The 14,590-nt window shown below is 49.2% G+C and carries 10 protein-coding genes, 2 pseudogenes and 1 riboswitch; of the genes and pseudogenes, 11 read left to right on the top strand and 1 reads right to left on the bottom strand.

Features of this window, described 5'->3' with window-relative positions:
• Positions 1-28: 28 nt before the first annotated feature.
• Positions 29-222, top strand: a riboswitch (cobalamin riboswitch).
• Positions 223-428: 206 nt separating this feature from the next.
• From ASL14_RS04895 to ASL14_RS04865, 7 genes and pseudogenes are all read left to right on the top strand, one after another.
• Positions 429-1,433, top strand: coding sequence for an ABC transporter substrate-binding protein (locus tag ASL14_RS04895; protein ID WP_134910665.1), 1,005 nt, complete (start codon positions 429-431; stop codon positions 1,431-1,433).
• Positions 1,430-2,467, top strand: a pseudogene (locus ASL14_RS04890) (FecCD family ABC transporter permease); the annotation flags it as partial. The gene ASL14_RS04895 and the pseudogene ASL14_RS04890, both read left to right, overlap by 4 nt.
• Positions 2,468-2,471: 4 nt before the next feature.
• Entirely contained in the window at positions 2,472-3,338 is an 867-nt protein-coding gene (locus tag ASL14_RS04885; RefSeq protein ID WP_134910664.1) for an ABC transporter ATP-binding protein, read from the top strand.
• A gap of 75 nt (positions 3,339-3,413) precedes the next feature.
• Entirely contained in the window at positions 3,414-4,496 is a 1,083-nt protein-coding gene (gene cobT, locus ASL14_RS04880) for a nicotinate-nucleotide--dimethylbenzimidazole phosphoribosyltransferase (protein WP_134910663.1), read from the top strand.
• Positions 4,493-5,113: a bifunctional adenosylcobinamide kinase/adenosylcobinamide-phosphate guanylyltransferase gene (locus ASL14_RS04875; protein ID WP_134910662.1), complete on the top strand. Its 621-nt coding sequence runs from the start codon at positions 4,493-4,495 to the stop codon at positions 5,111-5,113. The genes cobT and ASL14_RS04875 overlap by 4 nt, the downstream gene beginning before the upstream one ends.
• Complete coding sequence (cobS, locus tag ASL14_RS04870; protein ID WP_134910661.1) at positions 5,110-5,982, top strand: adenosylcobinamide-GDP ribazoletransferase; 873 nt, start codon at positions 5,110-5,112, stop codon at positions 5,980-5,982. Before ASL14_RS04875 ends, cobS begins: the two co-directional genes overlap by 4 nt.
• Positions 5,983-6,021: 39 nt before the next feature.
• Positions 6,022-7,638 (top strand): cobyric acid synthase, encoded by a 1,617-nt coding sequence (locus ASL14_RS04865; protein WP_134910660.1) that lies wholly within the window; start codon positions 6,022-6,024, stop codon positions 7,636-7,638.
• A gap of 99 nt (positions 7,639-7,737) precedes the next feature.
• On the opposite strand, the gene ASL14_RS04860 is transcribed toward ASL14_RS04865, so the two are convergent.
• The gene (locus ASL14_RS04860; RefSeq protein ID WP_134910659.1) at positions 7,738-9,438 is read right to left on the bottom strand and encodes a methyl-accepting chemotaxis protein; all 1,701 of its coding nucleotides are present in this window, start codon (positions 9,436-9,438) and stop codon (positions 7,738-7,740) included.
• Positions 9,439-9,942: 504 nt separating this feature from the next.
• Here ASL14_RS04860 and ASL14_RS04855 point away from each other — a divergent pair.
• The 4 genes and pseudogenes from ASL14_RS04855 to ASL14_RS04845 all read left to right on the top strand — a co-directional run bounded on the left by ASL14_RS04855 (position 9,943) and on the right by ASL14_RS04845 (position 14,411).
• Entirely contained in the window at positions 9,943-10,830 is an 888-nt protein-coding gene (locus ASL14_RS04855) for a PTS sugar transporter subunit IIC (protein ID WP_223264200.1), read from the top strand.
• Positions 10,831-10,832: 2 nt separating this feature from the next.
• Positions 10,833-11,177: a hypothetical protein gene (locus ASL14_RS27780; protein WP_223264199.1), complete on the top strand. Its 345-nt coding sequence runs from the start codon at positions 10,833-10,835 to the stop codon at positions 11,175-11,177.
• A gap of 322 nt (positions 11,178-11,499) precedes the next feature.
• A pseudogene (gene licT, locus ASL14_RS04850) lies at positions 11,500-12,332 on the top strand (BglG family transcription antiterminator LicT).
• A gap of 165 nt (positions 12,333-12,497) precedes the next feature.
• Positions 12,498-14,411, top strand: coding sequence for a beta-glucoside-specific PTS transporter subunit IIABC (locus ASL14_RS04845; protein WP_134910658.1), 1,914 nt, complete (start codon positions 12,498-12,500; stop codon positions 14,409-14,411).
• Positions 14,412-14,590 lie beyond the last annotated feature (179 nt).

Genomic DNA, 14,590 nt, shown 5'->3' with positions numbered 1-14,590 from the left:
TCAAATATCCAGCAGACGAGGTCGGTGTAGCGGGATGAAACCCTCGGGTTCTTTCCGGTGCGCTGTTAAAAGGGAAGCCGGTGTGAATCCGGCGCGGTCCCGCCACTGTAAATGGAAAAATGCCAGCCCGCCCAGCTATATGTGCCGCAAAGCACATGAAGGAGCAACAGGCTGTCGCATGGTTCTGTAAGTCAGGATACCTGCCCGTCCGCCTGTCACCATAGTCCTTCGAGGAAAGGATGACGTGTTCGCAGTGACTGTCCATGCGGAAGAAACTGCCGCCTGCATATGAGCTGCGCTAACGTGACCCCTGTATCCTTATCTGAGGATGCAGGGGTTTTTTGAAAGGAAAAGAAGGCTGGATTTAGCAGATATCGGATGATGTTCAAGTGACGCTCTTAAAGAATTTATATGGAGGGGTGTAAATCATGGCAGGGAATAAAATAAAGGTCTGGACAACAGGCTTATTGGCTCTGGTCTTGGCGGTTGTGCTGAGTGCATGTGGAGCTAACGGAAAGAACGCTGAAAATAAAGGGGATCAAGTCTCACAGCAACCGGGACAGACAGCAACCGCTCAGGAGCCTCCGGGCAAAACGGTCTACCCGTTGACCATTAAGGATGCGACCGGGCAGGAGTTTACGTTCAAAAAAGCGCCGGACAAAATCGTTTCCGTCTCCCCGGCTGAAACCGAGGCGCTGTTCGCCATTGGACTGGATAAGGAAATTGTCGGCGTATCCGACTATTCCGATTACCCGGAAGCGGCTACGAAGAAGCCCAAAGTGGGCGGTATTATGAAGCCGAATGAAGAGGCGATCATCGCCGCGAATCCCGAAGTCGTTTTTGCAGGAATATCGCTCAGTGAGCAGGCGACGACCAAGCTGCGTGACCTGGGAATCATGATTTTTAAAACCGAGCCGAAAACGGTTGAAGATGTCATGGCTAACATTGAACTATATGGGAAAATTACCGACCATCAGAAAGAAGCGAGAGCGGTAACCGACAAGATGAGAGCAGATGTTGCGGAAGTGAAAGACGGTGTTAAAAATATCGGCAAAGGGCAGAAGCTGAGAGTATACGTCGAATTTTCACCCGGCTGGACGGTTGGCAAGGGAGAGTTTATGGATGAGCTGATTTCTTTGGCGGGCGGGGAAAATGTAGCTGCAACCCAAAAGGGCTGGTACCAGATCAGTGAGGAAAATATTATAGCGGCGAATCCGGACGTAATATTATACAGCAAAAATGTCAAGGACGACAAAACAGGCCAGACGCTCGGCGATATTATCAAAGCCCGTAGTGGATGGGATCAAATATCGGCTGTTCGTCAAAACCGGGTGTTTGCCGTGGATGATAATCTGATCAGTCGTCCGGGTCCGCGTGTAACGGAAGGTCTCAAGGAAGTGGCCAAGGGCGTGTATCCTGAAATTTTCAAATGACTCGTAGACTGATCGGCTTTGGAGGGGCAGGTCTTGCCTTATTGCTGCTGACGCTGTTGCTCTGTCTCGGCATCGGCTCGGCCAAGCTTCCCGTCAGCCAGATCACGGGTATTCTGGTCAACCATCTGCCGTGGTTAGGTGAGACGTTTACACCGGATTGGAATCCATCCACAGAGCAGATTATTTTGAAGATCAGACTGCCGCGTGTCTTACTGGGAATGCTGGTAGGCGCAGCGCTTGCGCTGGCGGGAGCCGGATTTCAAGGTGTGCTGCGCAATCCGCTGGCTGATCCGTACACGCTGGGGGTATCCTCGGGTGCTTCGGTAGGGGCAGCAGTGCTGATTTATTGGGGGCTTCAATTTTCGTTTGTAGGCGTATGGACACTGCCGCTGGTGGCATTTACGACCGGAATGCTGACGTTGTGGATGGTGCTGACGTTGGCGCGGGAAGGCGCAAAAATTCCGACGCAAAGCCTTATTTTATCGGGCGTGGTGATGCAATCTTTTCTGGGTGCAGTTGTTTCTTTTCTGACAGCCATGTCGAAGGAGACGGTTAATGAAATATTGTACTGGACAATGGGGAGCCTCAGTCTGCGCGGCTGGTCGTATACAGGCATCCTTTTGCCTTATGTGGTCATTGGGCTGGTGTTTCTGTGGAACCGGGCACGAGTGCTGAACATTCTGGCCTTGGGTGAACGTCAGGCGGCTCATATGGGGGTTAATGTAGATGCAACGAAGCTATCTGTTCTTATCATATCCACGCTGCTGACAGCCGCGGCTGTCTCGGTATGCGGAGTGATTGGCTTTGTGGGACTCGTTGTACCGCACATCATCCGTCTGGTGACGGGCCCCGACTATCGGATGATCGTTCCGTTATCCGCGCTGGGCGGGGCTATTTTCATGGCTTGGGCCGATACTGCGGCACGTACGCTACTGGCTCCGACCGAAATTCCACTGGGTGTCATGACGGCCTTTGTCGGTGCACCGTTCTTCGCATATCTCCTGTACCGGAACAAGAAGCTGCGCAGGGGGGATTGCTGTGAAGGAACCAAGTGGACCACAGGCATCGCGAGTCCGGGCGTTGGAGATTGCCAGTCTGACTCGTGATTTTGGGGAATTCCATGCGTTAAAAAATATAAGCTGGAGCGTAGACGAAGGAGATTGGTGGGGCATCATCGGCCCGAACGGGAGTGGAAAGTCGACGTTGCTGCATCTGCTTTCCGGTGTGGATCACGCGACTTCGGGAAACGTTCTTGTATATGGTAAAAAGGTCACTAGCTATGGCAGAAAAGAGCTTTCCCGTCTTGTAGCTGTGCTCCAGCAGGAGGGGCTCCCCCCGGTGGGTTACACGGTAAGGGAAGTCGTGGAAATGGGACGCTTTCCCCATCAGGACTGGTTTGGTAGAGAAAAGGTGGATAAGGAAAAAGGGATTGACCCGGGAATCATTACGGATCGTGTGCTGGAGAGGCTGGATCTTACCGACTTGGCGGACAGGTCGTTAGACCGTTTGAGCGGGGGACAGCGGCAGCGCGTGGCTTTGGCGAAGGTGATGGTGCAGGAGCCACAGATTTTGCTGCTGGATGAGCCTACAACCTATCTGGATCTACGCTATCAGCTTGAATTTATGGAGCTGCTGGCGGAATGGCGGCGGGAAACGGGCGTGACGATTATCTCTGTCCTGCATGATCTCAATTTGACTGCCCAGTTTTGTGATGACTTGCTTGTGCTCAAGGACGGAATGGTTGAGGGGTTAGGAGCTTCATCAGAGCTGTTAACAGAGGAGCGGATTCGCCATGTATATGGTGTTGAGCCTGTAATGTTGCCTCATCCGGATAGTGGTGTGCCGCAGCTTTTACTGCGAAGAAGTGCACGGGATGCAACTGGTCGGGGCGAACGACTGGAGTAATTTGAGTAAAGTATTGAAGAAACAGAATTTATGATGAGATCGCTAAACACATATAGGGAGCAGGGAGTGGAGGGCATGAACGGAAAATTACAGCAGTTGATCGCCAGCATTGCACAGCCGGACGGGGCGGCAGCCTTGGCGGCCTCGGAGCATTTGGACCAATTAACGAAGCCACCGGGGAGTCTTGGAAAGCTGGAAAGTCTGGCTATACAGTTGGCAGGCATTACGGGGGTGGACAAGCCTGAGTTTAACCGCAAAACGGTTATGGTCATGGCAGCGGATCATGGTGTATGTGAAGAGGGGGTCAGCGCCTTTCCGGCAGAGGTTACACAGCAAATGCTGTATAACATGCTGTCCGGCGGCGCGGCCATTAATGTGCTTGCACGTCATGCAGGTGCAGATGTCAAGGTGGTAGACGTGGGTGTGAATGCAGATGTCGCTCACGCGGATTTGGTGAACCGTAAGGTGCGTATGGGGACCGCAAACATGGCGAAGGGGCCAGCGATGCTGCGTACGGAAGCCGAGCAAGCGATTTTGGCTGGAGCTGAAGCAGTGGCGGAAGCAGTGGCGGAAGCAGTCAAAGACGGCACACGATTATTCGTAACCGGAGAGCTGGGCATTGGAAATACGACGGCCAGCGCTGCGGTCGTATGTGCTCTTACCGGGCTGGAGCCAGAAATGATCGTCGGCCGGGGCACGGGTGTGGATTCGGCTGGGCTGACCCGTAAAATAGCGGTCGTCTGCCGCGCATTGGACGTGAACCAGCCTGACGGAAACGACGCCCTTGACGTACTGACCAAGGTCGGCGGCCTGGAGATTGCCGCATTAGCAGGCGTCATCCTCGGCGCAGCCGCTCATCGCTGTCCAGTCGTGCTGGACGGCTTTATCTCCGGCGCAGCTGCGCTCGCTGCGCGTACACTTGCGCCTGCAAGCGCAGCGTACATGCTCGCTTCGCACGCCTCGGACGAGCGCGGGCACGCGGCGGTGCTCCGCGAGCTTAAGCTGGAGCCGATGCTTCATTTGGACATGCGGCTCGGGGAGGGCACAGGTGGTGCGCTTAGCCTGCACCTGATTGATGCGGCGTGCCGCATTATGCGCGAAATGGCGACCTTTGCCGATGCAGGCGTATCGGACGGTCAGGGAGCCGCGCAGCGATGAAGGCGCTCGTGACCGGCGGTGCACGCAGCGGTAAAAGCGGCTTTGCCGAGCGATTGTGCATGTCGCGCGCCTCGCGCGCCTGCTACATTGCAACGGCGCAAGCCTATGACGTGGAGATGAAGGAGCGTATCGCCCTTCATCGGCTCCAGCGCGAGTCTGCCGGGTATGACTGGCAGCCGCTGGAGGAAGCGCAGGCGCTGCCGGAGCTGCTGCGACGCCTGGGCAGCGGCGTAGAGCCACGGCTGGCTGCGCAAGGCAGCAATCCTGCCGACCTGCACGTCAGCCAGGTACCGCAGCCATCGCCTGCACCCATGGTGCTGGTCGATTGCCTGACCCTCTGGCTGTCGAACGTGCTGCTGGCCGCAGATGAGGACGGCGAAGCTGCGGCCCGTGCCGCCATGGATGATCTGGCGACAGCCGTGGAGCAGTATCCGGGGCCGCTCGTCATCGTGACCAATGAGGTCGGTGACGGCATTGTACCCGAGTATCCGCTTGGACGGCTGTATCGGGATTTAAGCGGGATGATGAATCAGCGGATCGCCCGCCTTTGTGATGAGGTATTTCTGGTGACGGCTGGCATTCCCGTAGAACTAAAACAGTTGGAATACAAGCTATGAGCGGCGAACGTCAGGCGATTGCGGCTGCTTTTCAATTTTTGTCCCGTCTTCCAGTTAAGGCAGAGCTGGATTTTTCGCCAGAGCTGCTGAAACGTAGTGCAAGCTATTATCCGTTGGTAGGGATGGTCATCGGCCTCATCGTATGGTGCTTTGCAGCGCTTGCCTCTCTGGTATTGCCACCGTTGCCATGTGCAGTTCTTACTCTTGCCGTTTGGGTGTGGCTCACGGGCGGGCTGCATCTGGACGGCTGGATGGATGCGGCTGATGCTTTGTTCAGCTACCGTTCCCGTGAACGGATGCTGGAGATTATGAAGGATAGCCGTGTAGGAGCGATGGGCGTCATTGCTTGTGTGTTGTTGCTTATGCTCAAGGCTTCTTTGCTGTATACGGTGCTGGCTGAACGGGATCTGTCCGGTTTATTGCTGCTTCCGATGGTTTGGAGCCGCTGGTTTATGGTAAGCGCGATGAAGCGCTGGCCGAAAGCTCGTAATGATGATGGACTGGCGGCGCGTTTTGCTGATATGAGTAGCAGACGTGCCGGATTGGCTGTGTTCTGGGCTGTACTCATCACGTTGGGTGCCGCAGCAGGGCAATGTATCATTGCCGGATGGTTCACAGGAACAGGTGGCATGGACATGGACAATACATCTTTTACAGCGTATGGGCAGTCAATCTTTTCCCATCCGGGCGAATTAGCCATTTGGACAGGCTTTTTGCTGCTGCCGCTGCTGGCCAATGGTGTTGGAAGCTTCACAGCAAGCCGTATTAACCGCCGTTTGGGTGGACTGACAGGGGATATTTACGGAGCCCTGAACGAATTGTTGGAGACTGTTATATTGCTGTTTATTGTGATTTTGTGCGGACTGTAAGCAGATTTTTAAATGAATTGGTAAAAGGGGAAGAGGCAATTGTCAACTTTCGAACCGTCCCGCAGGAATCCCGCAGCAGTGCTTATGCTTCAGGGTACAGCATCGGATGTGGGCAAAAGCGTGGTGACCACTGCACTGTGCCGTATATTCACGCAGGATGGCTATCGTCCCGCACCGTTCAAGTCACAAAATATGGCGCTAAATTCTTATGTCACCGAGGACGGCAAAGAAATTGGACGCGCTCAGGGTGTGCAGGCAGAAGCCTGCGGTATTGAAGCAACGACCGACATGAACCCAATTTTGATCAAGCCGGTCAAGGATATGCATTCACAAATTGTTGTTCACGGTGTACCTTATGCATATATGAGTGCTTCCGATTACCGAAAGGAATTTTTGCCGCAAGCCAAGCAGACGGTCATGGACGCGCTGAATCGGCTGCGTGATACCTATGACATTGTGCTTATGGAAGGGGCAGGCAGCCCGGCAGAGATTAATTTAAAGGACCGCGATATTGTAAATATGAATCTTGCGGGCTGGGCGGACGCTCCAGTGCTGCTTATTTCGGATATCGACCGGGGCGGTGTTTTCGCTTCTCTGGTAGGAACCATTGAGTTGTTGGAGCCGCATGAGGTGCAGCGTATCCGTGGATTCGTCATTAACAAGTTCAGAGGGGATCTGTCCCTGCTTCAGCCGGGACTGGACTGGCTGGAGGAACGAACCGGTATTCCTGTACTCGGCGTGCTGCCCTATCTACCGGATATCCGCATTGAGGCAGAGGATTCTGTGGTGCTGGACAAGAAGCCCAAGCTGTCTGCAAAGGATAAAGCGCTGGACATTGCGGTCATTCGCTATCCGCGTATTTCCAATTTTACAGACACAGATGCTTTGGCCGCAGAGCCGGATGTGAGTGTACGTTATGTCACGGAGGCCGGAGAACTGGGTGTACCTGACGCTATTATTTTACCGGGGACGAAGGACACGATTGGCGATCTGCTTGAATTGCGGACAAGAGGTCTGGAGCAGGACATTCGGGAGGCTATGACTACGGGACGCACGCAGTTAGTTGGCATTTGTGGAGGTTATCAGATGCTCGGCACAGCCTTGTTTGATCCCGAAGCGGTCGAATCTGGGTTGCCGCAGCAGGCAGAAGGGTTAGGTTGGCTGGCTCTATCCACGACCTTTTTAAAGGAAAAGCAAACGGTACGCGTACAGGGAACCTTGTCTACTCACTGCCCATTGTTGCTAATTGCGCCCGATTCGGATTCTGCTCCCGCGACGATGATTGAAGGCTATGAGATACATATGGGCGTTACGGAATGTGTTACGGAACCACACGCGCCTACAGATAGTGCCGAGGAAATGAACCCAATGCACACGTTATTCCATATTCGTCGCGGTGAGGGAACCACCTTTGAGGAGGGTTGGGGAACAGCGGATGGTAAAGTATGGGGTACCTATTTGCATGGGGTGTTTGATAACGATCGTTTTCGTCGTTCCTGGTTGGATGGATTGAGACAAGCCAAGGGCTTGGCAGCGATGGACAGCACCTTTACCGTACGTGAAGCCAAGGAACGTGAGTTTGACCGTGTTGCAGAGGTGGTACGGGCCCATTTGGACATGGACCGAATCTACCGCATTATGGGGATGGACTCTTAACCTTTATAGATGATCGTATAAAATACGCTTTTAAAAATAAAGAGGTATCTCCACAGCCGTGATCGTGGCCGAGAGATACCTCTTTCCTTGTAGTTTATCTTAGTTGATTTTGAATTTTTGTACGGCTTTTTGCAGTTCGGTCGCTTGCTTGCTTAATTGCCGTACGACCTCGCTGTGGCCTTCCATTTCATTCAGTTGCTCATCGGCATTAAAACCGATTTCCTGAATCATATGCTGGGCATTGGCAGCGATGAGAGCTGTCTCCTCCACGGATGCCGATACCTGCTCTGAGCTGGCGGATACCTGCTCTGTTGCTGCGGATACCGTCTGAATCGTTGCATTGATTGTTTGCATGAGCTGGCTTAGCTGATTAAAGGCTGTACTCGCTTGCTGCACCATTTCCGTTCCCGAATGAATTTCACGGCTGACCCGGGTCACAGAGTCAACGGACTGTTGCGATACTTCCTGAATGGTTACCAGATAATCGGAAATTTGCTGTGTCGCTTCTTTTGACTGCTCGGCGAGCTTGCGAACCTCTCCGGCTACAACGGCGAAGCCGCGTCCATGCTCACCTGCACGAGCAGCCTCAATGGAGGCATTCAGGGACAACATTTGAATCTGTTTTGTAATGTCAAAAATAGCCGAAACGATGCTTCCGATGGCCTCGGAGCGCTCATTCATACTATGGATGTATCGAAGCGACTCATCGGCAGCCTGTCCTACCTGCGACATTTGGGCTACGGCATTTTGAGCGAGCGTATTGCCGTTCACTGTTTCTTCGGTTGCTTCACTGATCTGATCGGATACATCATTGGCAGAGGAGGCAATATGCTGAACGCCTTGTGCGATTTCCTCCATAGCCTGTGCATTTTCGGCAGCAGCAGAAGCTATGCTGGTACTGCCCTTTGCCACTTCCTCTGCGGCAACAGTAGAGTCCTGTACTTTTCCCCCCATCGCTTCAGTCCGGCGAAGCAGCTCGTCCGAGCCTTTTACAACTGCACCGGATGTGGAAAGCACATGGCCGATCATTTCTTTCAGATTATGGGACATGGATTGGAAGCTGCGGGCAAGTTGTGCAATTTCGTTATTACCGATAACCTTCGGTTCTTGTGACAGGTCACCTTGAGCAATTTTTTCACTATGACGAACCAGTTCTGCAATGGGCTCTACAACCTTGCGCACGACAATGGTAGAAATAATTCCACCCAGCAGGAGCGTTGCAATTGTAATACCTATGCAAATCCATAAAATTTGTTGGAATTTGTCCTGCACAAAGCCAACGTCCTCGTTCACACCCAGGACCAGGTTACTGCCCGATATGGCAAAGAAGGCGGTTTTGTGTACTCCGTATGAATCGCTGTAAATATCGCTAACATTCATCTCGCCTTGTTTTGCTTTTTTGATATCCTTCACAGGAACCAGTGCATCCTTGACCTTATATAACGATTTTTCATTTCGTGCGATAACCTCGGCCTTACCATCTTTCACCACTGCGATATATGCTGATTCAAGCTTAAGAGTGTTAACCTTATCCTGAAGATAAGATTCCATCTGCATACCTGACCCGGAATCCGAACCATTTCCTTGCTGTGCCTGGACTGCCAAAGAAATATTAAGATCCTGATACACACTCTTGGCCCCGGTTTCCAGCATTTGATCCACCTGAGGAATGACACTGTTATTAATGATACTCATGGATACTGCATAAAAACTGACACTGAACAGAAGGGACGCGAAGAGTAGAATCAATAAAATCATAATCCGTAATCTTGCGCCAATGGAACGGTTAAAACGCTGCATGAAAAATCTCCTCCCACATGATGATGACAAGTTGGTATTAAAAAGAAAATATACAGATTTCCCTGCTTGAAGTAGGTCGCTTGTCCAATTTGACATTAGACAAGTCATGATCTACTTATTTTCCTTTTCTGCTTGAAGAAAAAACTGAAAATGTTCGGATTCTATGTATATTTCAGCTGTATTCAAGGGGCAAGAACAAGAAAGGGAAGTAATCCATGAATTACTAAAAAGTAGGTTAGACCTATTTTACATAATTAACAGGCGGTTGAATAGTCATATTTGCCCAAAAACAAACAAAAAATATATATCTATGGTCTTGGGTGTTTAGGTGGAGTGATTATATGGAGCACGAAAATAAATATCTCATCCCTTCTTTTAAAACTATTGTAAAAAGAAGTAATGAAAGTAGTATAAGGAATGTCACCTTCCATGTACTTCCTGTAAGCAGTTATATATAAGTACGAATGTGGCCTTCAATATACATAAAAAGGGGAAAAGGCTTTTATGAATCAGGATTTACTTTCCAAAGAAATGAGTTCGCAGACAGGAGGAGAAGACAAACAGGAGCCCACTTCCGGTAGCGATAAAACGGTCACAAAGGGAAATCCGATAAGTCGACTGTTTGATTTTATTTCGGGCGTATTTACATCAATCCTGCCGGCACTGATCGGGGCGGGAATCATTCAGGTGATAGCTTCTGTCTTGTTGTATCTGGATATTGATTCTAATTTTAGAATTTTTACAATTATAGTGTACATTAGCGGAATAGTATTTTATCTTTTACCCTTTATGGTGGCAGTAAGCGCAGCCAAAAAGCTTGGCAGCAACATATTTATTGCAGCAGTCATCGGGGGATGCTCGTTTTTTCCCAGCCTTACGGAAGTGCTGAAGTCCGCTAAAGAGATCAGCTCGACCAGTTTACCAGTGGCGGAGCCCCAGTATATTTCTTCCTTTATACTGATCCTTATTGCCGTTTGGCTTGCAGCGAAGATTGAGCAAGGATTGGGCAAATTAAATCGCTATTCCATTCAGCTACTGGTTGCCCCAACGTTGACACTCATCATTATCATGCCTTTAATGCTGTTTGTTTTTGGTCCTCTGTGGACTGCCCTGGCTCATACATTGTCAGAAGAATTTTCTTCATTGTTCTTCTTCAATTCGGAAGTATTAGCGGGTCTGCTGTATGGAGGCACTATACCTTTGCTTCATTTTTCGGGCATGCAATATATGCTGGTGAACGATATGCTGGAATCCGTTGCTGCGACGGGCTATGATTATATTGCTCCTGTCATGGTGTCGGCGGTTATGGCTCAAGCGGGAGCGGCGTTCGGCGTATGTATTAAATCCAAAATTCCAAAGTCAAGGCGCTGGCCGCAACCACAGGCTTGTTAGCCATGCTGGGAATCATTGAACCGGCCATGTATGGTGTTAATTTACGTTTCAAAAAACCGTTTCTTGCTGCGCTGATCGGCGGGGCCATAGGTGGGGCATTTGTATGCCTGTTTGAAACGGCAATTACTTCTCTCGTGAGCTTATTCGGACTAATGACTTTACCGCTGTTTAGTGACTCCACGCTTGTGTACGCCGTTTTTGGGATGGTCATTTCGTTTGTTACGGCTGGTGTAATTACGTATTTCATGGGCTTTGCGGATGAACAAGAGGAACACTCCAAAGGAGCAACTGCATCTGGCATCAGCACAGCTTCGGACTTGGTTGTGGAAAAGAGTGCAAACAGCTAGGTGACTTCGAATAAACCGTCGCAGGACGTGTCATTCCACACATTGGGCGAACATGTTTTCTAACTTCAAAATCGGACACGCGGCAGCACCATCATGCTGATTAACGTCAGTGATTTGGTGTTGCCGCTCGCCCAGGTACCTTATGAAAGTGTTTACAAAAAAATCTTGTCAGCTCAGTGCTAATATGATACTATGATGACAGTTATTCAAACTGCACATTCGTGGATTGTTACTGATCATATCAGGCAAAACCATAAGCAGGCACTAAGTGTCAGTTTTGGTATTGCCTTTTTTACTACTCCAAGCGGCCTAAGGTGATGGAATGAAGATAGCAAAGGTGCTGAATAATAATGTCGTAACGGTCATTGATGAGCAGCAGAAAGAATTAGTCATTATGGGAAGAGGCATTGCTTTTAAAAAAGCACAGGCGATGAGATTGATGAAGGGCATATTGAGAAAATCTTTAAGCTTGAAAGCACCGAGGTTTCCCGCAAACTGATGACCCTGATGTCTGATATCCCTATTGAATATGTTGAAATTTCTGATGAGATCATTCAATATGCCAAAACGATACTCGGTGTGGAATTGCATGACAGCATCTACATTTCGCTGACGGATCATATCCATTTTGCCATAGAGCGTTATCGTTTGGGGATGGATATAAAAAACGCCCTTTTCTGGGAAATCAAACGAATGTACCGCAAGGAATTTTCGATTGGGACCAAAGCACTGCATATGATTCAGGACAAGCTGGGAGTTACGCTTCCGGATGATGAAGGAGCCTTCATCGCCCTGCATCTGGTGAATGCTCAGCTCAACAGCGAAATGCGCGAAACGATAACCCTGACTAACATCGTCAAGGATATCATGAACATTGTGAGTCGCTTTTTCGTAATGGAGCTGGATGAAGAGTCGTTAAGCTACTACCGCTTTATTACACATCTCAAATTTTTTGCTCAACGGGTAATGAATGGGACCCCTGTACAAAATGCAGATAATTCCCTTCATGATATGGTTAAGGTGCAGTACAAGAATGCCTACGCCTGTGCTGAAAAAATAAGAGATTATACGACTAAAATCTATGGTCGGAGCTTATCCCAGGATGAGATGCTATATCTCACCATTCATATCGAGCGTATCATTAAAAATCAATGATTTCATGGATGATCAGGGATTTAGGATTGCTACTTCTAAACCAGAAGGCAAAACCTGAATGCTGAAAGAAGATTGGCTTTTTATAAAGCTGTCTGCTTTCTGTATTCAGGTTTTTTTATTGCCAATTTTCGCATTTTATACCTTAAAAGAAAAGAGGAAACCCTCATGGATCGAAATCAATTATCCAAAGAGATACTTACACTGGTTGGTGGTGAAGAAAACGTTGAACAAGTAGTTCACTGTATGACCCGTTTGCGCTTTAACCTTTATGACGACAAGAAGGCTCAAAAAGAACAACTGCAAAAAACAGAAGGCGTTATGGGGGTTATGGAAAGTGGCGGTCAGTTCCAGGTTATTATCGGCAATGATGTAGCTAATGTCTACAAATCATTGGTTAGTAACATGTCCAAGGCACCGCAGACTGAAACAGGTACAAGCACTGCATCCAAGAAAAAACAAAACCCGGTCAGCAAGCTGTTCGATTTTATCGCGGGTATGTTCACACCTATTTTGCCAGCGATTACTGGCGCAGGTATGATCAAAGGGATCATAGCCCTTTTAGTCGCAATGCACTGGATGTCCGATAAGAGCCAAACCTATACGATTTTAGCGGCAATCGGTGACGGCGCATTCTACTTCCTGCCCATTATTCTGGCTGTGAGTGCTGCTAGAAAACTTGGCAGCAATATGTTTATCGCGGCGGCGATAGGAGCTTCCATTTTACACCCGACGATTACAGCATTACTGGCATCTAATGTGAAAGTTAGCTTTATCGGTCTTCCGGTGACGGCGGCAACCTATGCTTCGACCGTTATTCCCATCGTTATTGCTATCTGGGTGGCGTCCTATGTTGAAAAATTCATTGATAAATATACGCATGCATCGCTGAAGTTGCTTGTCGTTCCGACACTGACTCTGTTGATTATTGTACCTTTGACGTTGATTGCTGTAGGGCCGTTGGGCTCGATTATTGGTAATGGCTTGTCTGGCGGTATCTCTTGGTTGTTTGAAAATACAGGTGCCCTTGCAGGTTTGCTGCTTGGCGGTACTTTCTCCCTGATCATCATGACAGGTATGCACTACGCGTTGGTTCCGATCATGATCGGTTCTATTGCAACGTTGGGCTTTGACTATATGATACCGATTATGGGAGCAGCCAACCTGGCTCAGGCTGGTGCTGCACTGGGTGTATTCTTAAAATCCAAAAATGACAAAGTCAAAACAGTGGCTTTCTCCACGAGCTTGACAGCTATTATGGGTGTAACCGAGCCTGCAATGTATGGTGTAAACATGCGGTTTAAAAAACCATTTACGGCAGCGCTGATCGGGGGAGCCATCGGCGGGGGCTTCATGAGCCTGTTTGGCACAAAAGCGTATGTCATGGGTGGATTGGTTGGTTTGCCTGGCCTGGCGATGTTTATTGGACCGACTTTCTTGTACGCAATCCTTGGTCTCGTGATTGCTTTTGTGGCTGCTACAGTGATTACCTATTTCATGGGCTTTGAAGATGTGAAGGAAGAAGCAGGAACATCAACAGATGCAGGTACTGGAGCAAACGAAGCTTCCGAAGCTGTAGATAATGTGGTACCTACAGTTGTAAATTCGTTGCCAAAAGGATCTGAAATCCCTGTCTACAGCCCGATTATGGGTGAAGTCAAACCGTTAAGTGAAGTAAATGACCCTGCATTTTCCCAAGAGATTATGGGTAGAGGGCTGGCTATTGAGCCTTCGGAAGGAAAGGTTGTTTCTCCGGTGGAAGGTACCGTATTCTCCATTTCAAAAAGCGGACATGCTGTAGGGCTGGTAAGTGATTCTGGACTCGAAATGCTCATACATGTCGGCATGGATACAGTTAAGCTGAAAGGTCTTCATTTTACACCTCATGTTAAATCAGGAGATCGTGTGCAAGTGGGTGACCTGATACTGGAGTTTGATCTGGAGGAAATTCGCAAAGCGGGTTACGAGACAATCACGCCCGTTATTGTTACCAATGTAGCTGAATATAGTGAATTGGATACAGCTAGACAACAGAACAAGGATATCAAGAAGCAGGAGCTTCTATATAAAGTGATTGTCTAAGGCAGGAACAAGTATTGAATAGCAGGCAGCAAGTCTTCGAAGTATGAAGGCTTGCTGTTTTTTTTGTTCAGTTGGATGAAGGGAAAAACTGCTTTAAATTATTTTATAAATACAAAACCTACAAAAATAGTTGGTATTGTGGTATAGTAATCAACGGATTGAAGGGTCACTTTATAAAA

This window comes from Paenibacillus sp. IHB B 3084, from assembly GCF_001447315.1.
GTDB lineage: Bacteria > Bacillota > Bacilli > Paenibacillales > Paenibacillaceae > Paenibacillus.
This window is presented reverse-complemented; position numbering and strand designations above follow the sequence as displayed.

Bases quoted from the DNA above. Each gene is read 5' to 3' on its own strand.
- ASL14_RS04895 (WP_134910665.1), top strand. From the start codon at position 429: ATGGCAGGGAATAAAATAAAGGTCTGGACAACAGGCTTATTGGCTCTG.
- cobT (WP_134910663.1), top strand. From the start codon at position 3,414: ATGAACGGAAAATTACAGCAGTTGATCGCCAGCATTGCACAGCCGGAC.
- ASL14_RS04875 (WP_134910662.1), top strand. From the start codon at position 4,493: ATGAAGGCGCTCGTGACCGGCGGTGCACGCAGCGGTAAAAGCGGCTTT.
- cobS (WP_134910661.1), top strand. From the start codon at position 5,110: ATGAGCGGCGAACGTCAGGCGATTGCGGCTGCTTTTCAATTTTTGTCC.
- ASL14_RS04860 (WP_134910659.1), bottom strand. From the start codon at position 9,438: ATGCAGCGTTTTAACCGTTCCATTGGCGCAAGATTACGGATTATGATT.
- ASL14_RS04855 (WP_223264200.1), top strand. From the start codon at position 9,943: ATGAATCAGGATTTACTTTCCAAAGAAATGAGTTCGCAGACAGGAGGA.
- ASL14_RS27780 (WP_223264199.1), top strand. From the start codon at position 10,833: ATGCTGGGAATCATTGAACCGGCCATGTATGGTGTTAATTTACGTTTC.
- ASL14_RS04845 (WP_134910658.1), top strand. From the start codon at position 12,498: ATGGATCGAAATCAATTATCCAAAGAGATACTTACACTGGTTGGTGGT.